Origin of the sequence: Rhodococcus marinonascens NBRC 14363, from assembly GCF_001894885.1 — a bacterium.
Classification (GTDB): domain Bacteria; phylum Actinomycetota; class Actinomycetes; order Mycobacteriales; family Mycobacteriaceae; genus Rhodococcus_F; species Rhodococcus_F marinonascens.
This window is the reverse complement of the sequence record NZ_BCXB01000028.1, coordinates 35,127-60,290: the sequence shown is the minus strand read 5'-3', so window position 1 is coordinate 60,290 and position 25,164 is coordinate 35,127. Positions and strand designations below refer to the sequence as shown.

Genomic DNA, 25,164 nt, shown 5'->3' with positions numbered 1-25,164 from the left:
GACGATCGCACCGGTCGAGGTGGAGTGGGAGGCGGCGAAGTTCGACCTGTCGATAACTCTCAGCGAACCCGCCGACGCCGAGGGGGGCTATGCGGGCACGCTCGGGTATGCGGCAGACATTTTCGATGAGGTGACGGCGGCGCAGATCGCGGACCGGTTCGTCCGGGTGCTCGAGACTGTTCTCGAAGATCCGTCGGTGCCGGTGGGAGAGGTCTCTGTCCTCGGCGGCGGTGAACGGGCACTGGTGCTCGACACCTGGAACGACACCGAGCACCAGGTGCCGGAGGTGTTGCTGCTCGACGGGTTCGATGCGCAGGTGGCCCGGACACCGGATGCGGTGGCGTTGGTGTTCGAGGGTCAGGCGTTGACGTATGCGCAGTTCGATGCGTGGGTGAACCGGTTGGCCCGGTTCCTGATCGATGCCGGGGTGGGCCCGGAGTCGTTGGTGGGCATCGGGATGCGCCGGTCGCTGGAGATGATGATCGGAATCTATGCGGTGCTCCGGGCGGGCGGCGGGTATGTGCCGATCGATCCGGACCAGCCTGCCGAGCGCACAGAGTATGTGCTCGATACCGCGGCACCGGTGTGTGTGTTGTCCACCTCGCGCGATGGTGTGGCCGTGTCCGGGCATCGGGTGGTGGATGTCGATGTGGTGGATGTGTCGGGGTATTCCTCCGGTGCGGTGGTGGACTCCGAACTCCGGACGCCGTTGCGTCCGGAGAACACGGCGTATGTCATTTTCACTTCCGGGTCGACGGGACGCCCGAAGGGGGTGGCGGTCGGTCATCGTGCGGTCGTCAACTTCCTGTCGTGGATGGTCTCCGAATGCGACATCACCGACTCCGATGTGATGGCGCAGAAGACGCCGGTCACCTTCGATGCGTCGGTGCGGGAGTTGTTCCTGCCGTTGGCTGTCGGGGCCCGGTTGGTGATTGCCCGCCCGGATGGGCATCGTGATCCGAAATACCTGGTGTCCCTGATGGAGGACACCGGTGTCACCGTGATGCATTTCGTGCCGTCGATGTTGGGGGAGCTGCTGGCGGATCCCGAGGTGCGGATCCCCGCTTCGTTGCGTTTGGTGAATGCCAGCGGTGAGCAACTGCCGGTGGAGATGGCTGCGCGTTTCGAGGCGAAGTCGGATGCACTCCTGGTGCACACGTACGGGCCGACCGAAGCTGCGGTGAGTGTGACGTACTACCGGTGTGATGACCGGGACGTGTCGACCGTGCCGATCGGCGTCCCGGAGTGGAACACGCACACGTATGTGCTCGATTCACGGTTGCAGCCGACGCCGGTGGGGACGGCGGGTGAACTGTATCTGGCGGGGGTGCAGTTGGCCCGCGGGTACCACGGTCGCACCGATCTGACGGCGGACCGGTTCGTGGCGAATCCGTTCGGTGAGCCAGGTTCCCGGTTGTATCGGTCCGGGGACTTGGTGCGGTGGAACACGCTGGGTCAGTTGGAGTTCCTGGGGCGCACCGATTTCCAGGTGAAGGTGCGGGGTCTGCGGATCGAACTGGGTGAGATCGAATCGGCGCTGACCGCGCAAGACGCTGTGGCGCAGACTGTGGTGGTGGTGCACGAGAGCGACCTCGGTCAGCAGTTGGTGGGGTATGTGGTTCCGGCTGTGGGGCACACGATCGAGATCGGTACGGTGCGTAGCGCGGTGGGGCGGTCGCTGCCCGCCTACATGGTGCCGGATGTACTCACGGTCCTCGACGCGTTGCCGCTCAGTGTCAGTGGAAAGCTGGATCGGCGGGCGTTGCCGGTGCCGGAGTTCACGGCCCGGGTGTTCCGGGCGCCGACCACTCCGGTGGAGGAGACGGTGGCCGGGGTGTTCGCCGAGGTGTTGGGTGTGGACCGGGTCGGATTGGACGATGATTTCTTCGCTCTGGGTGGTAACTCGTTGATCGCGACCCGGGTGATCGCCCGGTTGCGAAGCGAAGCCGACACGACTGTCGCGTTGCAGTGGTTGTTCTCGGATCCGACGGTGGAAGCACTGGCCGGTCGGATCGCCACCGGTGTCGAGGGCGATGCCGCGGAGGGCTTCGGCCCGGTTCTTCCGATCCGGGAGTCCGGTGAGGCGACGCCGCTGTTCTGTATCCACCCGATCGTCGGATTGTCCTGGTGCTATACGGGTCTGACTCGGCACCTCGACGGTGGCATGCCGATTTACGGCATCCAGAGTCCTGCGATTCTCGAGGAGGGTTTTGTGCCCGAATTACTCGAGGAACTTGCGGACCGCTACATCAGCGAGATACGCACGGTTCGGCCGTCCGGCCCGTACCGGCTGCTCGGTTGGTCGCTGGGCGGTGTCATCGCCCATGCGATGGCGGTCCGTCTGCAGGCGGCAGGTGAGCGGGTGGAGTTGTTGGCCATGATGGACAGCTTCGTCGGGTCCGCTAGGGACGCGAACGGGGACGGATCTTCGGGAAGCATCACCATGAGCGAGCTGTTGGGTGGTTTCGGCGTGGACGAGGACGTAGCAGGAACCAGCGCCTCCGATCTGAGTGTCGATGCTGTCGCCACGGAATTGGCCAGGTTGACGGGGCAGTCGGTGGAACGAACCGAACAGGTCGTGGGGCGGCTCCTGTCGACGGCGGAGCGCAACTCCCGGTTGATGTCGGAGTATCGGCCCGAACGCTTCGACGGCGACATCGTGTTCTTCACCGCGACCGCCGACGATGCCACCGGTACGCGAGCCGTACGAGGATGGGACGGGGCGGCTACCGGCAAGGTGGATAACCACCCGGTGCCGGCTACGCACTGGCGGATGACCTCCCCCGACGCATTGGCCGTCGCCGGCCCGATCTTGAACGATGCCCTCGCGGTCGCCCGCGCGGTGCCGGGCGGGGCGTGAGTGGCCGGGTCGGATCGATTGGGTAGATGGGCGATTCGTAAATGGCGCGGACTGGGGCCGGGTTGGGTCGGGTTGGTACCATCCAAACCCGGTCACCGGGGTCGGTTACCTACAAACAGATGAAGGCGGAACTGAAGATGCAGGGACGTTCACCGGGGTTGCGGTCGCCGCGCCGACGTTGGCTTGCGGGCGTGTTGAGTGCCGCCACGGTCACGATGAGCCTCGCCGCGGCGGCTCCCGCAAGCGCCGAACCGCAGCCGACACAGGCGGCGTCGGGCGCATACGTCGATCACATCGACAAGATCGACGATCGCCGGTGGGATGTGTCCGTGTATTCCCCGTCGATGGATCGAGTGATCCCGCTGCAGGTGGTTCGGCCGGACGACACGAGTGTGCCGAGGCCGACCCTGTATCTGCTCAACGGCGCGGGCGGGGGTGAGGACGGAGCGAATTGGTTGAACCAGACGGACATCCTCGGCTTCCTCGCGGACAAGAACGCCAATGTCGTCATTCCTGCTGAAGGAATGTTCAGCTACTACACCGACTGGGTGAACGACGATCCGGTAATCGGGCGAAACAAGTGGACGACTTTCCTCACGAGCGAACTCCCGCCGGTGATCGATTCTGCGCTCGGCACCAACGGGATCAACTCGATCGCCGGGCTGTCGATGGCCGCCTCATCCGTGCTCGACTTGGCGATCCAAGCGCCGGGTGTGTACCGAGGTGTCGCTTCCTACAGTGGATGCGCGCAGACCAGCGACCCGCTCGGGCAGGCCTACGTCCGCCTGGTCCTCGAGATGATGGGTGGAATCGACCCGCAGAACATGTGGGGTCCCTACGGCGGGCCCGGCTGGGGTGAGCACGATGCACTCCTCAACGCCGAGAAGTTGCGAGGTCTCTCGCTGTACATCGCGAATGGCAACGGGCTCCCCGGGCCCCATGAGAACCCCGCCCTGCCGCGCACGCCGCAGGCGTCGCCGCTACTGGATCAGGTCGTAGTCGGTGGCATAATCGAGGCCGCTACCGACGTGTGCACGCATAACCTTGCGGATCGCCTGCAGGAGTTGAATATTCCGGCGACGTTCGACTTCCGGGACGTGGGCACACATTCCTGGGGGTACTGGCAGGACGACCTGCGCAACTCGTGGCCGCTGCTGTCGGCGTCAATGGGCCTGTAGGCGTAGCCCACTTGGTGGGTCGGGAACGCCCGCGCTTGATTCCGTCGTACGGCCAATAGCGTTCACGATCTTCAGAGATACTCAGGTATATGGGTGGACGGCGGGGGACTGTCAAACGCAGGGCAGGTAGATCGGCGCTGGTGGCCGTGCTGACGGCTGCGGCCGCGGTGCTGGTGCCGATTGCGGCGGCCACTCCGGCCACGGCAGATCCGGTTGGCTTCTCGAAGGCCACTCTTCATTTCCAGGTCTCCGTCGGACCGAACCGCGACGAACCCTGCGACGCGATCGGCGACGTGTACAAGCCCGACTCGGCGTCCGTGTCGAATAGGGTGCCCGCCGTGCTTACCACCAACGGCTTCGGCGGTTCCAAAGACGATCAGGCCGGGATCGCGACGTACTTCGCGTCCCACGGCTATGCAGTACTGGCGTATTCCGGGCTCGGCTTCGGTGGTTCGGGCTGCAAGATTTATCTGGACAACCCCGAATATGACGGTCGGGCGGCGAGTGAGTTGGTGAGCTTCCTCGGTGGAGAGGACGGCATAGCGTTCGGGGACCCCGGGCACACCCTCCCGGTTTCGGGACTCGATTACATCGTGCAGGACGCGACCGCGCACAACGGCAAGGCTGAGGCCAATGATCCGAGGGTCGGCATGATCGGCGGATCGTATGGCGGGTCGGTGCAGTTCGCTGCGGCGGCGGTGGACCCCCGGATCGATACGATCATCCCGATGATCACCTGGAACGACCTCAGCTACTCGCTCGCTCCCAACAGCACCGGTCAGACGACGGGGGTCAGCACATCTGTTCCCGGCGCGACGAAGGTGCTGTATGCGCTCGGGTTCGGGGCCTTCGGAGTCACCGACCCGCAGGTCTCGGGGTATGTGCAGGACCCGGCACGGGCCGCGGGCTGCCCCAACTTCGCGAACGATGCCTGCCCGGCGCTGAATCAGACTGTGGTGCAGGGTTACCCCAACCCAGCATCCGTCGACTTCCTGCGGCAGTCCTCCGTGGTGTCGTATGCGGATCGGGTGAAGATTCCGGTTCTTCTGATGCAGGGCGAGAAGGACACCCTGTTCGACCTCAACGAGTCGCAGGCGACGTTCGAGACGCTGCAGGCTCAGGGCAACGACGTCAAGATGATCTGGCAGAGTTGGGGGCATTCCGATTACGCTCCCGCCGAGGGCGAGTTCAGCTTGGACCACCTCGACCCCGAGGCCCAGTACGAAACCGGCCGGATCGTCGACTGGTTCGACCACTACCTGAAGGACACTGGAGTCGATACCGGGCCGGTGTTCAGTTACTTCCGCGACTGGGTCGAGTACACCGGCAATGCCGCGCCCGCCTATGCGGAGTCATCGAAAATTAAGGTGGGGAAAGATTATTCGCTCTATCTCTCGGGCGACGGTTCGTTGGCCGGTCGCCGTGACGGCATTGTTCCCGGCACGCAAACACTGAACACGCTCCCCGGCGGACTCCCCACCGACGTGGAAGCACCGAATCTCCGGCCGGACCTCCGGGTTCCGCAGGGCACGATTCCCGGCACCCAGGCGCAGTGGTCTTCCGGATCCCTTGTCGATCCGCTCTACGTCGTCGGCGCGCCGACGCTCAACGTCCGCGTCACGGCCACGCCCGCAGTCGCCGGTGTCGAAGACGCGGTAGTGGTGTTCGCCAAGTTGTTCGACGTGGCCCCCGACGGCGGCGAAAAGCTGATCAACGGTTTGGTCGCTCCGGTCCGGATCACGGCGCCCGGTGAGCCGGTCAAGGTCACGATGCCGGCGATCGTCCATCGCTTCGATGCGGGCCACAGCGTCCGCCTCGTGTTGGCAGGTGGAGATCCGAGTTTCCGCGGGGGACTGGCACCTCACCAGGTCACGATCGCCGCGGGTGATCCCGGCCAGGAACTGGTACTGCCGGTCACGGGCGGCTGAATTCGCCGAAGGACCGTCAAGTGCGGGGGATGGTCCTGCTGTCGCCGCGGAATTCGGCGATGACGTCTTCGCCACGCCGGACGGTGACGTCGTAGATCCCGTTGCGCCCGAAGCGGGCCCGCTCAGTGGCCTCGGCGACGAGGGTGTCACCGAGGCGTGTCGAAGTCAGGAATCGGATGTCGGCGCGTGCCGCGACAGCGGGTTCGTCGTATCCGTTGCACGCCATCGCGAATGTGGTGTCGGCGAGCGTGAACACGAAACCGCCGTGCGTGATGCCGTGACCGTTCACCATGGTCTTGCCGACGACCATCGACGCGACCGCATGCCCGGGGGAGAGTTCGCGAATCTCGATGCCGAGGGCCTGCGACGCGGTGTCGGCCTCGAACATCTCCCGCGCGATGCCGCACTCGGTCGTGTCGACGGTCATGGTTCTCCTACGGGTGGTAGACGGATTCTTCCTCTTGGACGTACATGGTGACGCCGCCGGTGGCGAAGTTCGGGACGTCCGCGCTCGCCTGCTTCATCTCCTCCGACTGCAGTGCGGACTGCATGGTCGCGGAATCGGGGAAGTGGAGACCCGCGATCGCGTAGTACGGAGGTTCACTGCCGTCGAGTGTGCTGCACTTGCCCCAGGTGTAGTCGGAAAGTCCGGGCGCCTTCCGGGCCAGCGGAATGTGGATGTCACGGTAGTGCGCATCGAACGTGTCCGGGTCTTCGGGACGTCCGTAACAGACGACAATCTTAACGCTCACGAGTTGTCTCCTTTGGCGACGAGGGTGAGGACATCGTACGTCGCAACGGGATCGCCGTCCTGGTTGATCACCACCGCATCCCAACGCACTTCGCCGTAGTCGGCGCTGCTGCGCGGGGTGATGAGCTTGGCGGTCAGAGTGACGGTGAGGCTGTCGTCGGCTTTGACCGGGGTGAGGAACCGTAGGTTGTCGACGCCGAAATTGGCGAGGACCGGGCCCGGGTTCGGCTCGACGAACAGGCCGGCGGCGAGCGAGACCACCAGGTATCCGTGGGCGACGATGCCACCGAAGAGTGGGTTCGCTGCCGCGGCCTCGGGGTCGGTGTGCGCATAGAACGTGTCGCCCGTGAAGTCGGCGAAGTGATCGATGTCGGCGCGGGTGACTTGACGGGGACCACCGACGATCGTATCGCCGATCCGCAACTCCGCGAGGTTCTTCCGGAACGGGTGGATCCCGTCGTCGTTGCGTTGCGAACCGGTGACCCACAGGTTCCCCACCGCCGTCAGGATGTCGGGAGTGGCCTGGATTGCGGTGCGCTGCATGTGATGCAGGACGCCGCGGATACCGCCGAGTTCCTCACCGCCGCCTGCCCGTCCTGGTCCACCGTGCACGAGGACGGGCAGCGGTGAGCCGTGCCCGGTGGACTCCTTCGCGTCGTCGCGGTTGAGGACGAGTACGCGACCGTGGAACGGGGCGAGGCCCAAGACGATGTCGCGGGCGAGACTCGAATCCCGAGTGACCAGCGAGGCCACCAGGCTGCCCTTGCCGCGGGCGGCGAGTTCGATCACCTCGTCGGTGCTGTCATACCCCATTACCGTGCTGACGGGGCCGAATGCCTCGATCTCGTGGGGTTCGACGGCGTCCTTGTCGTCGGATCGCAGCAGGATGGGCGGTAGGAACGCGCCCACCGACTTGTCGGCTCCCACGACCTCGAATCCCTCCGGGTCGCCGACCACGATTTGCGCCGACTTGGTGAGACCACGAAGCGATTTGAGTACCTCGTCACGCTGCTCGAGGCTGGCGAGAGCACCCATTGTGACGCCCTCGGCGTCGGGCGCACCGACCACGACGCGCGAGAGCCGTGCCTCGGTCGCCGCGATGACGTCGTCCATCAGTGCGGACGGGACGAAGGCGCGCCGGATGGCGGTGCACTTCTGGCCGGCCTTGACGGTCATCTCGGTGACGAGCTGTTTGACGAACAGTTCGAATTCTTCACTGCCCGGGGTGACGTCTGAGCCGAGGATCGATGCGTTGAGCGAGTCGGCCTCGGCGTTGAAATGCACGCCTTCGCCCACGACGTTCGGATGTGCACGCAGGGTGGCGGCGGTGTCGGCCGATCCCGTGAACGCCACGGAATCCTGTCCGCCGAGGTGGTCGAGCATGCCGCGGGCGCTCCCGGACAGCAACTGCACGGAACCCTCCGGCAGCAGTCCGGATTCGATGATGCGGCGGAATACGAGTTCGGTGAGGTATGCGGTCTGGCTCGCCGGCTTGACGATCGACGGGACACCGGCGATGAACGCGGGAGCGAGCTTCTCGAGGAAGCCCCACACGGGGAAGTTGAAGGCGTTGATCTGCACCGCGACTCCGCGGCGGGAGGTGTAGATGTGCTGGCCGAGGAACGTGCCCTTCTTGCCCAGTTGTTCGAGCGCGCCGTCGAGGTAAACGGTGTCGTTGGGGAGTTCGCGCCGGGCTTTACTCGCGTAGCTGAGGAGGGTGCCGAAACCGCCGTCGATGTCGACGCCGGAGTCACGCTTGGTGGCGCCGGTGACGGCCGACAGGGCATAGAACTCGTCTTTGCCGGCCATGAGAGTCAACGCGAGCGCCTTGAGCGCGCCGGCGCGTTCGTGGAAGGTCAGCTTCGCCAGCGCTGGTCCACCCACCTCGCGGGCGTAGGTCACCGTCTCGCCGAGGTCGAGACCGGTCGCGGAGATGCGCGCCACCTCGGAGCCGTCGACCGCGCTCAGCAGCGGCGTTCCCTGGTCGGGCGCGGTGTACCAGCGTCCGGCGGCGTAGCTTTCCAGCAACTTGCTCACGACAACTCCATTTCACCGTACGTTCGGTCGGTAACTAGAATCACCGCACCGGTTGCCGAATGTCAAGGGTGTTGGTCAAGTGCCTAATTCCGTTTCGCTCTTGCGTACCTACCGAAGATTCGGTTATTAATAGAGGTGACCACCGTGAAGGAGAAGGCTGTGCGTGAAGTGTTTCTGGTGGATGGGCCACGCCGCCCGGTCGCGATGCTGATCGGGGCGCCGTGCAAACGCTGAAGATCGCGGACCTGGACGATCGCATGGTGGTGACGCTCAACCGGCCTGCCCAGCGGAACGCGATCAACGCCGAGATGATCGGCGAACTGCATGAGGTGTGCGCGGCGCTCGAGGCGAAGCCCAAGCCGATGCTGCTGATCGGTGCGGGCGATCACTTCGCGGGTGGCGCCGACATCGGCGAACTTCGGGCGCGCGGACGCGACGAGGCGTTCGCGGGCATCAACCGTAATCTCTTCGACCGCATCGGCAGGCTGCCGCTGCCCACCATCGCGGCAGTCAGTGGCTACGCACTCGGCGGCGGCGCCGAACTGTCCTACGCGTGCGACATTCGCATCGCCACCGAGACCGCGGTCTTCGGCAACCCGGAGCCCGGACTGGGCATCATGGCCGCCGCCGGGGCCAGCTACCGACTACCGGAACTGGTGGGAAAATCCGTCGCCAAGCAGGTTCTTCTCGGCGGACGCAACCTCGACGCACCGGACGCGCTGCGTAGCGGACTAGTCATGAGTGTCGTCGCTCCCGGCGAGCACATCGCCGCCGCGCACAAGGTCATCGACAGGATTGCCCGTTCCGCGCCGCTGGCACTCAAGCTCACCAAGATGATCGTCGACGCTCCCGGCTCACACCCATTCGCCGACGACATCGCCCAGGCGGTGCTGTTCGAAAGCCGCGACAAACACGACCGCATGACCGCATTCCTGGAGAAGAAATGACCAGCACAGTTCCGCAGAACATCGGCGTGGTCGGTGGTGGCCGCATGGGCGCCGGCATCGCCCAGGTATTCGCCACCCTCGGATCCACCGTCACCATCGCCGAGAGCGGCGACCGGCAGGCGGCACTCGCCCGCGTCTCCGACGGACTCGACCGCGCGCACGAGCGCGGCAAACTTGGTGACGGCGACCCGGCGATCGTCCTGTCCCGCGTCCACGTCGTCGGTGCGCCCGACGACCTCCCCACTGCTCTGGATCTGGTGGTCGAGGCGGTGCCGGAATTGCTGGACCTGAAGCTCGGTGTGCTGTCGGTGGTCGAAAAGACGGTCGCGCCCTCGACGGTGATCGCCAGCAACACCAGTTCGATCTCCATCGCCGACCTCGGAGCGGCGCTGAACGATCCCTCACGGCTGGTCGGCATGCACTTCTTCAACCCGGTGCCGGCGTCGACGCTCGTCGAAATCATCCGTGCCCCCGCGACCGATGCCGGGGTGGTCGACCGCGTCCGAGGCTGGGTCTCTCAGCTCGGTAAGACCGAAGTGCTGGTCAACGACTCCCCCGGATTTGCTACCAGTCGTCTCGGCGTGTGCCTCGGGCTCGAAGCGATCCGCATGCTCGAAGAGGGAGTTGCGGACGCCGAATCCATTGACCGAGCAATGGAACTGGGATACCGGCATCCGATGGGACCGTTGCGCTCCACGGATCTGGTCGGGCTCGACGTCCGGCTTGCGATCGCCGAGCACCTCACGAAGACGCTGGGTGACCGTTTCGCGCCCCCAGCGCTGCTGCGAGAGAAGGTCGGGCGAGGCGAACTCGGCCGGAAGACGGGCCAGGGGTTCTTCACCTGGCCATGAGTGGCCAGCCACAACACAATCAGCAGGAGGCACCTTCTCATGAGTACTGACGACGGGTCGTCCATGAGCACCGACGACGTGGTCGGACTTTCCCTGGATGCGGGACTGGCCACCATCACGTTGCGCCGCGGCGGCGCGTCGAACGCACTCGACCGTGCGGTGAAGGAACAGTTGCTGACTGCGGTGGAAAAGGTCGCCGCCGCCGACAGCGTGCGAGCCGTGCTCCTCGCGGCCGAAGGCAAGAACTTCTGCGTCGGCCAGGATCTCGCCGAGCACGTGGCCGGACTCGAGGCCGGCGCCGCTCACGCGATGGACACGGTCGGCGAGCACTACAACCCGCTTCTGCGAGCGCTGGCCGGAATCCGAGTGCCGGTCGTCGTGGCGATCAACGGGGCGTGCGTCGGCGCGGGCCTCGGTATCGCTCTCGCGGGTGACATCCGGGTGGCGGGCGCCGGCGTCAAGTTCGCGACAGCCTTCACCGGTATCGCGCTGGCCGGCGACTCGGGGTTGAGCCACACTCTGGTGCAGGCGCTGGGCCCGAGTCGCGCGACCGGGCTGATGATGCTCGGCGACCGGTTCACCGCCGCTCAGGCGCTGGATTGGGGTCTGGTGCACCGCGTGGTTCCCGACGCCGAACTCGACGACACCGCCACGGCACTCGCGCGGCAACTCGCAAACGGGCCCACTGCGGCGTATGTGCAGGTAAAGGCGCTGGTCTCGGCTGAGTCTGCGGGATTGCCCGAGGCGCTCGAGCGAGAACGCGACGCCGCGGAACTGCTCGGGCAGTCGACGGATCACCGCAGCGCCGTCGACGCGTTCCTCGCGAAGCGCACGCCGACATTCGAAGGCCGCTGAGTCTCGAAAGCCGCTGAGCTCGAAGGCCGCTGAGGTCGGAAGCCGGGCTGCACCCCAACAATTTTGTAGCTTTCCGACATGTCGCACACCAACACTGGGTCTCTTCTGCGGCAGGGTGTCCCTCATGACTTCGCCGGGACCGGTCCTCAGGGTCGGGGTCCTTCGGAGGCGGCGCAACGGATGGCCCGGGCCGGCAAGTGCCGGAGGAACAAATCAGGTTCGCCGAGGAATGCCAGACCAAGTTCATTGAGGAACGCACCACCGAGCCAGGCGGCGCCCGAAAAATGAATACTCCGGAAAGCCAGAATTCGTCGACGCAGTTACTACCTAGACAAGATATCGCCATACCTGCCGTGGCAATCGCCGGGCAGTTTGGTGCGCAAAGGGGGTTGTGGGCAGCGCGCGACCTCGGTTCTCGAGGACATAGTCAGGTTCTCGAGGACATAGTCATGGGTGGGGAAGGAATTTCGCGCGCTAGAAATGCGATCATCCGGTCAGCGGCGTTGTCGGCGCTTTCTCGCACCTTCTTGAGAGTAGAAAACTTCGATGGACACCTTACTAGCACTTCTGTTCCTGATCGCTGCGTTGATGAGCGGTTATGGCGTATACATCGGGTACCGGGGTTGGGTCACCGACCCGCAGAAGCATGGCTGGCCGATTCCCGACAAGGTACGCGACAGCCCCGAGCTGACTCGAGTCGCGAATTCGCTCGTCACCCGCTGGTCCGCGGTGTCTTTCGTGCTCTCGCTGATCCCCGTGGTAGCCCTGATGCCCAGGGTCTTGTCGGAGTTCCAGATCGAAATGCCGATCGAAGAACTCATTGCCCTCGCCGTCTACGCCACGGCCGTCGCCGTGGTGGGTACGTACCCGTTCGAGCGCATCAAAAAACTCTGAACTGGGACGACCTCGCACACCTGGTACGCCACGATGGGGACTGTTCGAAGACCGCTGAGTTCGATGGCCAGGACGTAAATTGCTCTCCGCTCTTGTGTGGGTGCGGGTCTCCATGCATACTCGATACCAACCGATCATTCGGTAATGAAGGCAGGATATATGACCACGTCACAAGCCCCGGATGGGCTACAAGCGCTCTTCGATGACACGATCGCAGCTGACCAGCGGATCGAGCCGAGGGACTGGATGCCGGACGGCTACCGGAAGACGCTGATCCGGCAGATCGCTCAGCACGCGCATTCGGAGATCATCGGCATGCAGCCCGAGGGCAACTGGCTCACTCGGGCGCCGTCGCTGCGCCGAAAGGCGATCCTCATGGCGAAGGTGCAGGACGAGGCAGGCCACGGCCTGTACCTGTACTCGGCCGCCGAGACGCTCGGAGCCGATCGCGCCGATCTCACCGAGAAACTGATCGACGGCAAGCAGAAGTACTCCTCAATCTTCAACTACCCGACGCTCACCTACGCCGACGTGGGTGTCATCGGCTGGCTGGTCGACGGCGCGGCAATCTGCAATCAGGTTCCATTGTGCCGCAGCTCTTTCGGTCCGTATGCGCGAGCAATGATCCGGGTATGCAAGGAGGAGTCCTTCCATCAACGTCAGGGTTTCGAACTGCTGATGACGATGATGCGCGGCACCGACGCCCAGCGCGAGATGGTCCAGGAGTCGGTGAACCGTTTTTGGTGGCCGGCGCTGATGATGTTCGGGCCGCCGGACGACCAGTCACCCAACTCCGAGCAGTCGATGAAGTGGCGCATCAAGCGGCACACCAACGACGAACTCCGTCAGCGGTTCGTCGACATGTCCATCCCGCAGGCCGAGGTGCTGGGCGTGAGCTTCCCGGACCCGGACCTGAAGTGGAACCCCGAACGCGGCGCCCACGACTTCGGTGAGCCCGACTGGAGCGAGTTCATGCAGGTGATCAAGGGCAACGGCGCATCGAGCGTCGAGCGCATCGCCAACCGACGGGCGGCCCACGAGAACGGAGCGTGGGTGCGAGAGGCCGCGACCGCATTCGCGCGCCGCGAGAGCACGAAGGAGAACGCACGATGAGCACGGACGACACCACGGTGCGCGCGGACTGGCCACTGTACGAAGTGTTCCTGCGGGGTAAGCGCGGACTCAACCACGTGCATGTCGGCTCATTGCATGCGGCGGACGACGAGATGGCCGTGCGCCACGCCCGCGACGTCTACACCCGCCGCAACGAGGGCGTGAGCATCTGGGTGGTGCGGTCCAGTTCGATCGTGGCGTCCAGCCCGTCAGAGAAGGATCCCTACTTCGCACCGAGCGGCGACAAGGTGTACCGGCACCCCACCTTCTACGAGATCCCCGACAACGTTCCCCACATGTGATCCGGCCCCGATTTTTTCGCAGGCCGACGAGAATACCGAGGATGTACCGATGACCGACCACGAGAACGCCTACGACAGCCTCGTCGACGAAGACAGCCACGGCCAGTGGGCGTTCGGCACCAGCTTCGACGACCCGTTGGCCGGCGTCGACACCACGGTCCCCGATGACGTCGACCTCGCCGCGCTGGCGGTCTACTGCCTGATGCTCGGCGACGACGCGCTGATCAGCTCTCAACGCCTGGCCGAGTGGAGTACGCGCGCACCGGAACTCGAGGAGGAGGTGGCGCTGGCGAACATCGGACTCGACTTGCTCGGCCAGGCGCGACTGCTGCTCGCTCGCGCGGACGCGGCGGACGCGACCGTCGTGCCGCACATCTCGGACACCTCACCGATTCCCGCCGAGGATGCGCTCGCCTTCTTCCGTGACGAGAACAAGTTTCGCAACACCAGGCTCGCCGAACTCGACAACGGCGACTTCGCGCAGACGATCACCCGACTGCTGGTGTTCTCCACGTGGCGCCTCGCCCTGTTCGACCGACTCCGCACGTCACGAGATCCGGTCCTCGCGGCTGTGGCGGTGAAGGGCGTCAAGGAACTGACATATCACCGCGACTACGCGGCCCGGTGGGCGGTCATGCTTGGCTGCGGAACTGCGGAGTCGCGGGCGCACATTGTCGACGCACTCTCCCGGGTGTGGCCGTACGTCGAGGAACTGTTCGTCCCGACCACCGAGGAGCTCGCACTCGCTGCCGTGGGTGTCGGGGTCGATCCAAGGGATACTCGCGACGAATTCGATTCCGTACTCGAACAGGTGTTGCATGCCGCCGAACTCACCGCACCCACCGGCCGGACCGCCGGCACCGTCGGTGGCAGGGCGGGTCGGCAGGGACTGCACACCGAGGCATTCGGATTGCTGCTCGCCGAGATGCAAAGCGTGGCCAGAGTTCATCCGGAAGGAGTGTGGTGAAATGTCCGCCCCGTTCGTGACCCCCACGCGGGCAATCGAAGCCCGCCGACTCGCCGAATCGGTCCTGGACCCGGAGATGCCCATGCTCACCCTCGCCGATCTGGGTGTGCTGCGCGACGTCGAGGAACGTGCCGACGGATCGGTGGTCGTGACCATCACTCCCACTTACTCCGGGTGCCCCGCAATGGCCACGATGCGCGACGACATCGAGCACACATTGCAGGACGCGGGATTTGCGCGCGTCGAGGTGAAGACCGTGCTCACACCGCCGTGGAGCACCGATTGGATCAGCGACGCCGGCAGGCGCACACTGCGCGAGAACGGCTATTCCACACCTGGTCCCGCGCCGCGCCGATCGTCCGGACCCGTCCCGCTGACTCTCGTAACCAAGCCGAGGGTCGTGGAGTGCCCGGTGTGCCGCTCCGCGAACACCCGTCTCGACTCGGAATTCGGGGCGACTCTGTGCAAGGCGCTCTACCGGTGCCTCGATTGTCTCGAACCCTTCGATCACGTGAAGGAAATCTAATCATGACCACAGCGGTCTCCCCGAAATCCGGTGCTGCATCGCGTAACAGGGCATTCCATACCCTGACTGTCGCCGACGTAGAATCCCTGTGTGACGACGCCGTTGCCGTCACGTTCGACGTTCCGGTCGAGCTGGCGGAGGAGTTCGCATTCGGTCCCGGGCAGTCCCTTACGCTCCGCCGGACGGTCGACGGTGTCGAACACCGCCGCTCGTACTCCATCTGCGCATCCGCCGGCTCCGCTCCGCGGGTGGGCGTGCGCGAGGTATCCGACGGGCTGTTCTCGACCTGGCTCGTCCACCAGGTTCGCCCCGGCGACCGGATCGAGGTGCAGGGCCCGAGCGGAACGTTCGTCGCCGACCCCGCCGCCGGTGGTCGTCACGTCCTGATCGCCGCCGGTTCGGGGATCACGCCGATGCTGTCGATCGCAGCGTCGGTGCTCGCCAACCCTGAATCCGAAGTCGTTTTGCTGTATGGCAACCGGCGCACCCGTTCGGTGATGTTCGCCGAGGAGATCTCCGACCTCAAGGACACGTACGGGTCGCGCTTCGAAATCATTCACGTCCTGTCCCGTGAGCCACGCGAGGTCGAGTTGTTCACCGGCCGCCTCGACGCCGACCGGCTCCGCGAGATCTTCCGTGCGGTCGTGCCGATCGCCGACATCGATCACTTCTGGTTGTGCGGCCCTTACGGGATGGTGACCGACGCGGAGACGGTTCTCGGCGAGTTGAAGATCGACAAGGGTCGCGTTCACCATGAACTGTTCTTCGTCGACGACATTCCCCCGCCAATGGAAACCCATCGCGAACCTGGAGTCACCGGGCCGAGTAGCGAGGTGACCCTGATCCTCGACGGCCGCTCGACCACCGCGCCGTTGCCGCGGGACATGTCGATCCTGGATGCGTCCGAAAAGTACCGTTCCGACGTACCATTCGCGTGCAAGGGTGGTGTGTGCGGAACCTGCCGCGCCAAGATCACCCGCGGCGACGTGGACATGCGCCGCAACTATGCGCTCGAGGACTACGAGGTCGATTCCGGCTTCGTGCTGACGTGCCAGACCTACCCGGTCAGCGACAACGTGACCGTCGATTTCGACGCCTGACCCGACTCTGCCCCGCTGACCCCCCGGAGACTTGGATGACGAGTATCGCCGCTGCGCAGAACATCGAGTTCGCTTCCCGTGACCGGATTTCGTCGCTGCAACTCGAACGTCTGCAGTGGTCACTTCTTTACTCGTACAACAACGTTCCGCACTACCGGAAGGCGTTCGACGACGCCGGTGTCCACCCTCGTGACCTGTTGGACCTAAGCGATCTGTCGAAGTTCCCGTTCACGGCGAAGGCGGACCTACGGGCGAACTACCCATTCGGAATGTTCGCGGTGCCTCAGGATCAGGTGTCGCGCATTCATGCATCCTCGGGGACGACGGGGCGGCCGGCGGTGGTCGGATACACCACGGGTGACCTGAACAACTGGGCCGATCTGGTCGCTCGGAGCCTGACCGCCGCCGGCGTCAAGCCGTCCGACAAGGTGCATATCGCCTACGGCTACGGCCTGTTCACCGGCGGACTCGGCGCGCACTACGGCGCGGAACGACTGGGCTGCACGGTGATCCCGATGTCAGGCGGTATGACCGAACGCCAAATCCAGCTGATCGAGGACTTCGAGCCCGACGCCATCATGGTGACACCGTCCTACATGCTCACGATCGTCGACGCGATGATCGCGAAGGGTATCGACCCGGCCAAGACGTCGCTGCGTACCGGCGTGTTCGGCGCGGAGCCGTGGACGGAGGAGATGCGCACCGAACTCGAGAAGCAGTTGAACATGGATGCAGTCGACATCTATGGGCTGTCCGAGGTGATGGGGCCGGGTGTCGCGATGGAATGCGTGGAGACCAAGGACGGCCTGCACGTCTGGGAGGACCATTTCTACCCGGAGATCATCGATCCAGTCACCGGTGAGGTGCTTCCCGACGGTGAGGAGGGTGAGCTCGTCTTCACGTCGCTGACGAAGGAGGCGATGCCGATCATCCGCTACTGCACCCGCGATCTGACGCGACTGCTGCCCGGAACCGCGCGGTCGATGCGGCGGATGCAGAAGGTGACCGGGCGTACCGACGACATGATCATCCTGCGGGGGGTGAATCTGTTTCCGACCCAGATCGAGGAGTTGATTCTCACGGTGCCTGCGTTGGCTCCACAATTCCAGTGCATTCTCGACCGTCCCGGTAGGACGGACGAGCTGACCGTGCGAGTCGAATCGCGTCTCGATGCGTCCGCCACCGATCGTTCCGGTGCCACCGCCGAACTCCAGAAGCTGGTGAAGAACCGCATCGGAGTGACGGTCGCCGTGGACGTCGTGGAACCCGGCGCACTCGAACGCTCCATCGGCAAGGCAAAGCGACTGATCGACAACCGCGCTATCGGTCGAAGCGTCGGACAAGGTGGCGGTCGACGAGTTGGACATGTTCCGTAAGGACGTCGGCACCTATGTCCGCCAGTACGAGTTCCTGTCGCAGCTGTTCGACTAGGAGAACCTGTGGCTCGAGAAGCTCGCGATCTACCTCGAGCTGCTTGCACCCCAGCTCACCGGCGGCGAGAATGCCATTCCGGTGGACCTGTCTGCGGTCACCATCGACTATCTCGGCCATCATCGGATGGACGTACAGCACCCCACCGTCGATGTCTGCGTGCAAGTCGAACCGGGGAGGGACGGCCGGCACCGGCGCGGTTCGCGATCCCGACCTCGTCGCCCTCGACGAGGTCATCGCTAAGATCAACGGCTTGTTCTCGGGCGATCGCCCCGACTCGTCGGTCCGCAACTTCGTCACCCACGTCCTCCACCAGCTCGAGGACTCATTCACCGGGGACATGCCAGAAGGGTGTCTCGGCCATGACACCGGTGTGGTGGTCCTCGAGCGGGCCCGTGTAGTGCTTGTGTCCGGTCGAGAGCGCCACGTGCCGCATCGAGCCCCCGCCCGCGAGCGCGCGCAGCGTGTTGCGCAACATGACGCTGTTGACCTCGATGTTCTCGCGCTCGGTGTTTTGCCGCTTCCAGGCAGTGAAGAACACGACCTCGGGGTTGATGCCGCGCAGGGTCTGCGCCAGGGCGGTTTCGTCGAGCAGGTCGGCCCTGACCGCGTCGACGCCGATCATCTGTAGGGACGTCTGCCGGGACAACCCGTAGGTCCTCCATCCCGCGTCCACGAGTTGACGGCTGATTGCCTGTCCGGAAATGCCGGTGGCGCCCACCACGAGCGCCGTACCAGGGGATGGTGTCATGACGATGAACCCTTCTGCGCGCGCAGAATTACGCCCCTGCGGCGACGAATGTGTGTCGCATGGTCAGGTCACCTACACGACTGACAACTTCGTCGCCGGCGGTCAGGAATCGATTGGGAGTCTGTCCGAGGCCCACACCCGACGGTGTTCCGGTGAGGATGACGTCGCCCGGAAGGAGTATCACGATCCCGGAGAGATATTCGATCAGTTGCCCGACATCGAAAATGAGGTCGGCGGTCGAGCTGGACTGCAGTGTGACACCGTTGAGATCGCACGACAGCGTGATGTTGTCCGGATCGTCGAATTCGTCGGGCGTGACCAGAACTGGGCCGAGCGGCGTGAACCCCGGAAACGACTTGCCGAGATTGAATTGAGGTAGACCTGCCGGACGCATCTGGACATCACGCGCGGAAAAATCCTGGGCAGCAGTCACACCGGCGACATAGGACCAAGCATCCGAACGCGAGACCTGATGCGCACGTGCTCCCATGACGATCGCGACCTCGACCTCCCAATCGACCTGATCGGTAGGGAGCGCAACCTGTGTGAAGGCGTTCGTGATCGAGGTCGGGAACTTGGTGAAGACCAAAGGGACCTCGGGTGCTGGGAGACCGGATTCGATCTGATGCTCGCGATAGTTCAATCCGATGCCGAACACCTGCGGGCTGGGCGGCACGGGCGCGTCTGCTTCCGATTCGTTCAGAGGTGTGTCGCCCTCGGTGGTGTCGTGTGCTGCCCAGTCACGAAACTGGGTCCATTGTTCGAAGACATCGGCCGCCGTTGGACCGAACCTGCCGTCGCTGACCTTGTGAACGTCGATCAGCTTGCTCTCACGGACGAGTTTGATCCGCCCGCCAACTGAAGCGATCCGCATGTGGGTCCTTCCTTCTGATCAGATGTACTGGATGTCAGCTAGCGAGGATTCCGCCGTCAATGACGAGTTCGGCACCCGTGACGAAGGCGGCGTCGTCACTTGCCAGATAGAGCACCGCCTTCGCCACTTCTGTGGGTTCGGCGAGCCGGCCCATCGGCTGCCGAGCAGTGAGCTCCGCGCGGTAGGCATCGGGATCTTCCGCTTGTTGAAGCAACCGTTCGACCCACGGTGAATCGACTGTTCCCGGGCATACGCAATTGCAGCGAATGCCGGCGGCCGCCCACTGGACCGCGGCTTGCTTGGTCAAGGCGACCACCGCGCCCTTGCTGGCCGAGTAGGAGGCACGATCCCGCAGGCCGATCATCCCTGCCACCGAGGCGGTGTTCACGATGACGCCGAACTTTTGTTCAAGCATGCCGGGGAGAAAGCTCTTCATGCACAGGAAAGTTCCGCGTGCGTTCACCGCGAACACGCGGTCCCACTCCTCGACGGTTGCCTCAAGGATGCTGGTGGTCGATCCGATGCCGGCGTTGTTGCACAGGATGTCCACACCGCCGAGCAGTTCGTATGCACTCTTGCGGAGTTGGTCGATTTCGTCCGGTGAGCTGATGTCGACTTTGACGGGAAAGGAGCCCGGGGGGACGGACCTTGGATCCCTGTCAGCGGCGACCACCTCGCCGCCTTCCGCGAGGAACAATCGGCTGATCTCATATCCAATTCCTGAGCCGGCGCCTGTTACTACAACACGTCGCCCATCAAATTTGCCCATTTCCATTCCTTGTTCTTGCTAGGGGTGTCTCGACGCAATCCGTACGTCGAGCACTGCATGCGTTCGTGTTGAATGCCCTGTGCCAGTAGAGGTCGAGTCAGTCGAGATCGAGCCCGCGTAGCACCCCCTGCAAGTACCCGATCGCGTAGGCCCTGCCGCGGCTGCAGTATGCGGCCGACGAGGTATCTCCCCAGGTGGCGATGTCGCCGACCATCGCGGGCACATGATCGTCGATGAGAAATCCGTCGAAGCCCACGGAGTGAAGTCGGCGAATAACCTGCGCTGGGTCGAAGTTGCCTTCGCCGAGGAAGCACTCGGCGAAGTGGGGGACGGTTCCCTGCACGTCGCGGAAGTGAACGTAGAAGATGCGTCCCTCGGGGCCGAGTAGGTCGATGACTTGGTTGACGGCATCCTCGCCGCCCATCTCCGACACCGTTCCGAGGCACAGGTTCAGCCCCCATGCGGGACTTCCTTTGGCGCGTTGGTGCGCTTCGGCGATGCCTTCGGGAGAGATGAAGATTCGCTCGAGACCGCCCAGGGCGTCCCGCACCGGCGGATCGTCCGGATGCAGTGCCAGGCGGACGCCTTCTTCTTCAGCGACAGGCAGGACGGCGTCGAGGAAGTACTGGTAGTTGTCCCACATGAGTTGGGCATCGAGGACGCCATCAATCGGCTCGGGATGGGTCAACTTGTGGGACGCGAGCGCGTTTCCGTGGTGGGCGCTGTTCGCATCGAACGCCGTAACGCTCGCTCCGCCACGGCCTGCGGCATTCATATCGGTACGCCAGACGTAGGTTGGCAGGAAGTTGAAACCGAGAAGGTCATATCCGGTCTTTGCCATATTACGGATTGTCCGGTGATAATTGTCGATCTGCTCGTCGCGCCCGGGTAGTCCGCGCTGAATCTTCCAGAAGTGCTCAGCTGGAACGTTTTCCAGTCCTTCAATGCGCAGACTCTGGTGGTCGCAGTATTCCCGAAGAGCCGCAAGCTCTTCGATCCCCCAGTACATCTTGTCTGTTGCCAGGTTGCTCGGGGTGTGGAACTGCACACTCGGTAGTCCCAGTTGATGTGCGAATTGGGCTACCGTGTCGTCGAATTCGTCGATATGGCCGAGCGACAGCCGGATTGGCATGCTTGACTCTCCTGGGTGTCCGAGGGTGCCCCGTTGCCGGTGAGGCTGTGGCGGCGCTATTGATCCGTGAAGTAGTGAGGGTGCTCATGCTGTAGGCGTGGAAGCTGAGTGAGGACTCGTCGAACGTGGCCGCAGATGACCTCTCGCCCGGCGGCGGCGTCGCGGGCCTTCAGTGCGTCGACGATGGCCGTGTGTTCGGTGATCAATTCGCGGGTGGTCGAATGCTCGGGCAAGGTCAGACGACGTAGGCGGTCGAGTTGCAGCTTTTTCGATTGAACGACCTCCCACGCTCCGGGGTAGCCCGCGAGTTCGAATATCGTGCGGTGTAGTGCCTCGTCACTCGCGAAGAAGAGTTCCTCGTCGAGGTCGTGAAACGCCCGTTCCTGCTCTTCGATGAGGGCACTCAGCTGCGCATGATTCGTGGTGGGATGTGCGCATGCGGCCTCGAATGCTCCTAGCTCGAGGTGCTCACGGATGAACTGCGCCTCGCGGACCTCCGCCGGTCGGATCCGCGCTACCCGAGTGCCGACCTGAGGGGTGACCTGAACCAATCCCGCGTCGACCAGTCGGGCTAGAGCTTCGCGCACCGGGGTCCGACTCACCGCGAACTGCTTGGTCAAGGCGCTCTCGGATAGTTCCAGGCCGGGAGCTAGGCGCAGGTCCCGAATGGCCCCCTGGAGTTCCTGAAAGACGAGGTCCGAGGTGCGCTCACGAGTCGGCCCACGGCGGATCGGCGAAAGTTCGAGCGCCGATCCGCCCTGCGTGTGCGGTGGGGGAGTCGTGATCATGGAGAAATGGTTGCATACCTCACACCTTGTATGCAAGTATTCAAGTTGTGTCTGAACTGGCAAACAGGACCGCCATAGTGACCGGCGGCACCAGCGGTATCGGTCTGGGATCCGTCGAGCGCCTCCTCGCGCGCGGGGCAGCGGTCGCCTTCTGCGGAATCGACGCCGAAGAGGCCGAGCAGTCGGCAAAGAATCTCGCGCGCGACTATGGCGACAATCGGGTCTTCGGGCAGGTCGCTGATGTCACGGATGAGCGCGCGGTGCAGCGCTTCGTCGACGAGTCTGCGGAGCAGCTCGGCGGCCTCGACATCGTGGTCACAGCCGCAGGTATCCAGACGTACGGCTCCGCCGCGGACACCGACCTCGCAACCTGGGAGCGCACTCTCGCGGTCAACGTCACCGGGTCCTACCTGACCGCCAAACATGCGATTCCCCACCTCCGCCGTCGCGGAGGAGGAGGCTCGATCGTGGTGGTCTCCTCAGTCCAGGCGTTTGTCTGCCAGGAAGGTGTGTCGTCCTATACGGCCAGCAAAGGCGCACTCAACGCCCTCGTCCGGTCCATCGCGATCGATGAAGCACGACACGGAATCCGCGCCAACGCCGTCTGTCCCGCATCCGTCGATACCCCGATGCTGCGCGCCGCGGCGCGCCAATTCTCCGATGGCACGCCGACCGGCGAACAAGCGCTTATCGACAAATGGGGGGCCGCGCATCCGCTGGGCCGTGTCGCGCAACCCTCGGAGATCGGCGAGGTCATCGCGTTCCTGTCGAGCGACCGGGCAAGCTTCGTCACCGGCATTTCGATGCCTGTCGACGGTGGATTGCTTGCGAACGTAGCCGTCGCACTTCCGGAGTAGTCGAGTCACCATGCGTGTCAGCACTTTTGCGGATTTCGACGCTCGTGTCGGTGAAGGGCCGGTGTGGGACAACCGCACCGGGGTGCTCCACTGGGTAGACATTCCTCGAGGTCGAGTCCATGCGACCGACTTCGAGACCCGCCAGACACAGACGCTGACGGTCGGCACCACTGTCGGAGCTGTTGCACCCCGCTCCACAACCAGCGGCTACATCGCCGCGATCGGCGAAGGGTTCGGCGTCGTCTCATCCGAGCGCGGACTCGAGGTCACGAACGCAATCCTCCCCAGCGGTGTGCGGATGAACGATGCCAAGTGCGACGCGCGCGGCCGGCTGTGGGCTGGTAGTTGCGCGCTCGACTTCGCGTCAGGCGGCGGCGCTCTGCACGTTCTCGACGCGGACTTCACCGCCCGCACCGTGCTCGACGGCTGGACTCTACCGAACGGACTCGGGTGGAGCCCGGAATCAGACCTGTTCTACCTGGTGGACAGTCTCGAGCGGTCGATCTCGATATGGGACTACGACCTCGAATCGGCAAGACTCTCGGACCACCGGATTCTCACGACTTTCAGCAGCGACGAAGGCCTGCCCGACGGCCTGTGCGTCGACACGAACGGGTGCATTTGGGTGGCGATGTGGGGAGGCGGGCGCGTCGTCCAACTGTCTCCCCAAGGCCACATGCTCACCTCCATCGAACTGCCGGTGCAACAGCCGTCTTCCTGTGCGTTCGGCGGCGCGCAGCGGGACATTCTCATCGTGACATCGGCTCGCGAGGACCTTGCGCGAGCCGCTCCGATCGACGGCTCGATCCTTGCTCTCCACGACACCGGATCACGCGGCACCGAAGTTGCGTTCTTCAGTGGCTGAGGCCGCCAGCAGTACACGCCCACGCCACTGCCAAATAGCGCGAGAAATCTTTGAACTGGAAGGACAGATACGGAAATGGGCTTGAACCCAGATCTTCACATCACAGCCGACACGGTGTACGACGACACCTGGCTCAGGAACGAAACTCACCGACTTCTCGATTTCGGGATCAGCTCGGCTCAGCCTGGCCGGGGCTTCAACTGGCTCGATGACCACGGCAACGCGCGCCACGACATGCCCGTGTACACATGGCTGACTTGCCGGATGACACATGTGTATTCGATTGGTGCTCTGTTCGGGCACCCCCACGCCCGAGATGCAGCCGGCCTCGGAGTCGATGCTCTGCGAACAGCCCTCCATGACGACGAGCACGGAGGCTGGTTCGCTTCCGTCTCCGACAACCAGGAATCCCCTGAGGTCAAGGACGCCTACGATCAGGCCTTCGTCCTCCTGGCCGCATCGAGCGCAGTCGTGGCAGACATCCCCGGGGCACGGGAGTTACTCGACGATGCCATATCGGTCTTCGACGCACACTGGTGGGACGAATCCGCTGAACTGGTTGTCGACCGTGTAAGCCGCGACTGGACCACGACAGATTCCTACCGCGGCGCGAACGCAAACATGCATACCGTGGAGGCGCTGCTCGCTGTCGGTGACGTGACAGGTGACCGAATCCACCATGACAGGGCTCTCGCCATTACCCGTCGCCTCGTGCACGGGTTCACCCGAAACAACGCATGGCTCATGCCAGAACACTTCGACGAGAACTGGACGCCGCAACTCGAGTACAACAAGGAATTGCCCGAGGACGCCTTCCGCCCGTACGGGGTCACCATTGGTCATCTGCTTGAGTGGTCCAGATTATGTCTGCATGTGCACGCCGCACTCGGCGACGGCGCCCCAGACTGGCTGGTGACCGACGCTGAGGCGCTCTTCGATGTCGCCGTGGAAAGTGGTTGGCGCGCCGATCAACTGCCAGGATTCGTCTATACCATGGACTGGCAGCGGGAACCGGTGGTCGCGACACGACTGCACTGGGTGATCGCCGAGGCCATCTCGGCAGCTGCTGCGTTGAATGCCGTTACCAAGGACGCGAAGTACGCGCGCTGGTACAACACATTCTGGGAGCACGCGGAAACGCACTTCATCGATCGAGTCCACGGCTCTTGGCATCATGAACGCACGCCAGAAGGCGGACCCGCCAGCACTGTGTGGTCCGGAAAGCCGGATCTGTATCACGCACTGCAGGCGACCCTCATCCCACGGGCACCCCTTGCCCCAAGCCTTGCGACGGCCCTGTCGAGGGAACGCAAAACCTGAACACGAGACGGGCACTGGGGTGACTCGCGGCGATAGATGGCGGTGTTCTCGCGTCATCAAGTGGCACC

The 25,164-nt window shown here is 64.1% G+C and carries 25 protein-coding genes; 16 read left to right on the top strand and 9 right to left on the bottom strand.

All coding sequences use genetic code 11. From position 1 onward, the window contains the following. The 3 genes from RM2_RS18280 to RM2_RS18270 all read left to right on the top strand — a co-directional run. On the top strand, window positions 1–2,860 hold a 2,860-nt coding region (locus RM2_RS18280), incomplete at its 5' end, for a non-ribosomal peptide synthetase (protein ID WP_139277826.1). Between the two features lie 137 nt (window positions 2,861–2,997). After that, complete coding sequence (locus tag RM2_RS18275; protein ID WP_072690969.1) at window positions 2,998–4,038, top strand: alpha/beta hydrolase; 1,041 nt, start codon at window positions 2,998–3,000, stop codon at window positions 4,036–4,038. Between the two features lie 89 nt (window positions 4,039–4,127). Continuing rightward, a complete protein-coding gene (locus RM2_RS18270; protein WP_072690963.1) occupies window positions 4,128–5,966 on the top strand; it encodes an alpha/beta fold hydrolase in 1,839 nt (612 codons plus the stop codon). Window positions 5,967–5,982: 16 nt separating this feature from the next. Here RM2_RS18270 and paaI read toward each other — a convergent pair whose 3' ends face one another. Genes paaI through paaZ form a run of 3 tightly spaced genes read right to left on the bottom strand, consistent with a single transcriptional unit; the run spans window position 5,983 to window position 8,754 of the window. Further along, complete coding sequence (paaI, locus tag RM2_RS18265; protein ID WP_072690962.1) at window positions 5,983–6,393, bottom strand: hydroxyphenylacetyl-CoA thioesterase PaaI; 411 nt, start codon at window positions 6,391–6,393, stop codon at window positions 5,983–5,985. A gap of 7 nt (window positions 6,394–6,400) precedes the next feature. Then, window positions 6,401–6,718 carry an EthD family reductase gene (locus RM2_RS18260; RefSeq protein ID WP_072690961.1) on the bottom strand — a complete coding sequence of 106 codons (318 nt, stop codon included), beginning with the start codon at window positions 6,716–6,718 and terminating at the stop codon, window positions 6,401–6,403. Further along, the gene (gene paaZ / locus RM2_RS18255; RefSeq protein ID WP_072690960.1) at window positions 6,715–8,754 is read right to left on the bottom strand and encodes a phenylacetic acid degradation bifunctional protein PaaZ; all 2,040 of its coding nucleotides are present in this window, start codon (window positions 8,752–8,754) and stop codon (window positions 6,715–6,717) included. The genes RM2_RS18260 and paaZ overlap by 4 nt, the downstream gene beginning before the upstream one ends. A gap of 221 nt (window positions 8,755–8,975) precedes the next feature. Between paaZ and RM2_RS18250 the strand changes: the two genes are divergently transcribed. From RM2_RS18250 to paaK, 10 genes are all read left to right on the top strand, one after another. Further along, window positions 8,976–9,701: an enoyl-CoA hydratase/isomerase family protein gene (locus tag RM2_RS18250; protein WP_072690959.1), complete on the top strand. Its 726-nt coding sequence runs from the start codon at window positions 8,976–8,978 to the stop codon at window positions 9,699–9,701. Further along, window positions 9,698–10,552 carry a 3-hydroxyacyl-CoA dehydrogenase family protein gene (locus RM2_RS18245; RefSeq protein WP_072690958.1) on the top strand — a complete coding sequence of 285 codons (855 nt, stop codon included), beginning with the start codon at window positions 9,698–9,700 and terminating at the stop codon, window positions 10,550–10,552. Before RM2_RS18250 ends, RM2_RS18245 begins: the two co-directional genes overlap by 4 nt. A gap of 63 nt (window positions 10,553–10,615) precedes the next feature. Continuing rightward, window positions 10,616–11,407, top strand: coding sequence for an enoyl-CoA hydratase-related protein (locus tag RM2_RS18240; RefSeq protein ID WP_072690968.1), 792 nt, complete (start codon window positions 10,616–10,618; stop codon window positions 11,405–11,407). Window positions 11,408–11,953: 546 nt separating this feature from the next. Beyond that, window positions 11,954–12,301 carry a hypothetical protein gene (locus tag RM2_RS18235; protein ID WP_072690957.1) on the top strand — a complete coding sequence of 116 codons (348 nt, stop codon included), beginning with the start codon at window positions 11,954–11,956 and terminating at the stop codon, window positions 12,299–12,301. Between the two features lie 159 nt (window positions 12,302–12,460). Then, a complete protein-coding gene (paaA, locus tag RM2_RS18230) occupies window positions 12,461–13,414 on the top strand; it encodes a 1,2-phenylacetyl-CoA epoxidase subunit PaaA (RefSeq protein ID WP_072690956.1) in 954 nt (317 codons plus the stop codon). Beyond that, on the top strand, window positions 13,411–13,716 hold the full coding sequence (gene paaB, locus RM2_RS18225) for a 1,2-phenylacetyl-CoA epoxidase subunit PaaB (protein WP_072690955.1): 306 nt from the start codon (window positions 13,411–13,413) through the stop codon (window positions 13,714–13,716). The genes paaA and paaB overlap by 4 nt, the downstream gene beginning before the upstream one ends. A gap of 49 nt (window positions 13,717–13,765) precedes the next feature. Continuing rightward, entirely contained in the window at window positions 13,766–14,683 is a 918-nt protein-coding gene (gene paaC / locus RM2_RS18220; protein ID WP_072690954.1) for a 1,2-phenylacetyl-CoA epoxidase subunit PaaC, read from the top strand. A gap of 1 nt (window position 14,684) precedes the next feature. Next, on the top strand, window positions 14,685–15,209 hold the full coding sequence (paaD, locus tag RM2_RS18215; RefSeq protein WP_072690953.1) for a 1,2-phenylacetyl-CoA epoxidase subunit PaaD: 525 nt from the start codon (window positions 14,685–14,687) through the stop codon (window positions 15,207–15,209). A 2-nt stretch (window positions 15,210–15,211) separates the two neighbouring features. After that, a complete protein-coding gene (gene paaE, locus RM2_RS18210) occupies window positions 15,212–16,309 on the top strand; it encodes a 1,2-phenylacetyl-CoA epoxidase subunit PaaE (RefSeq protein WP_072690952.1) in 1,098 nt (365 codons plus the stop codon). A 35-nt stretch (window positions 16,310–16,344) separates the two neighbouring features. Beyond that, window positions 16,345–17,685, top strand: coding sequence for a phenylacetate--CoA ligase PaaK (gene paaK / locus RM2_RS18205; protein ID WP_072690951.1), 1,341 nt, complete (start codon window positions 16,345–16,347; stop codon window positions 17,683–17,685). Here the strand turns inward: paaK and RM2_RS18200 are convergent. The 6 genes from RM2_RS18200 to RM2_RS18175 all read right to left on the bottom strand — a co-directional run bounded on the left by RM2_RS18200 (window position 17,630) and on the right by RM2_RS18175 (window position 22,054). Further along, window positions 17,630–18,040: a hypothetical protein gene (locus tag RM2_RS18200; protein WP_072690950.1), complete on the bottom strand. Its 411-nt coding sequence runs from the start codon at window positions 18,038–18,040 to the stop codon at window positions 17,630–17,632. The two genes, paaK and RM2_RS18200, sit on opposite strands and share 56 nt — an antisense overlap. Window positions 18,041–18,065: 25 nt before the next feature. Next, window positions 18,066–18,491: an NAD-dependent epimerase/dehydratase family protein gene (locus RM2_RS18195; RefSeq protein ID WP_084721870.1), complete on the bottom strand. Its 426-nt coding sequence runs from the start codon at window positions 18,489–18,491 to the stop codon at window positions 18,066–18,068. 28 nt (window positions 18,492–18,519) lie between these two features. Continuing rightward, a complete protein-coding gene (locus tag RM2_RS18190) occupies window positions 18,520–19,365 on the bottom strand; it encodes a fumarylacetoacetate hydrolase family protein (protein ID WP_072690948.1) in 846 nt (281 codons plus the stop codon). A 34-nt stretch (window positions 19,366–19,399) separates the two neighbouring features. Then, window positions 19,400–20,134: an SDR family NAD(P)-dependent oxidoreductase gene (locus tag RM2_RS18185; protein ID WP_072690967.1), complete on the bottom strand. Its 735-nt coding sequence runs from the start codon at window positions 20,132–20,134 to the stop codon at window positions 19,400–19,402. 97 nt (window positions 20,135–20,231) lie between these two features. After that, window positions 20,232–21,266 (bottom strand): mannonate dehydratase, encoded by a 1,035-nt coding sequence (locus tag RM2_RS18180; protein WP_072690947.1) that lies wholly within the window; start codon window positions 21,264–21,266, stop codon window positions 20,232–20,234. 56 nt (window positions 21,267–21,322) lie between these two features. Next, entirely contained in the window at window positions 21,323–22,054 is a 732-nt protein-coding gene (locus tag RM2_RS18175) for a GntR family transcriptional regulator (protein WP_072690946.1), read from the bottom strand. Window positions 22,055–22,101: 47 nt separating this feature from the next. Between RM2_RS18175 and RM2_RS18170 the strand changes: the two genes are divergently transcribed. The 3 genes from RM2_RS18170 to RM2_RS18160 all read left to right on the top strand — a co-directional run bounded on the left by RM2_RS18170 (window position 22,102) and on the right by RM2_RS18160 (window position 25,096). Next, window positions 22,102–22,911: an SDR family NAD(P)-dependent oxidoreductase gene (locus RM2_RS18170; RefSeq protein ID WP_072690945.1), complete on the top strand. Its 810-nt coding sequence runs from the start codon at window positions 22,102–22,104 to the stop codon at window positions 22,909–22,911. 10 nt (window positions 22,912–22,921) lie between these two features. Beyond that, entirely contained in the window at window positions 22,922–23,776 is an 855-nt protein-coding gene (locus RM2_RS18165; RefSeq protein WP_072690944.1) for an SMP-30/gluconolactonase/LRE family protein, read from the top strand. 75 nt (window positions 23,777–23,851) lie between these two features. Beyond that, entirely contained in the window at window positions 23,852–25,096 is a 1,245-nt protein-coding gene (locus RM2_RS18160) for an AGE family epimerase/isomerase (RefSeq protein ID WP_072690943.1), read from the top strand. Window positions 25,097–25,164 lie beyond the last annotated feature (68 nt).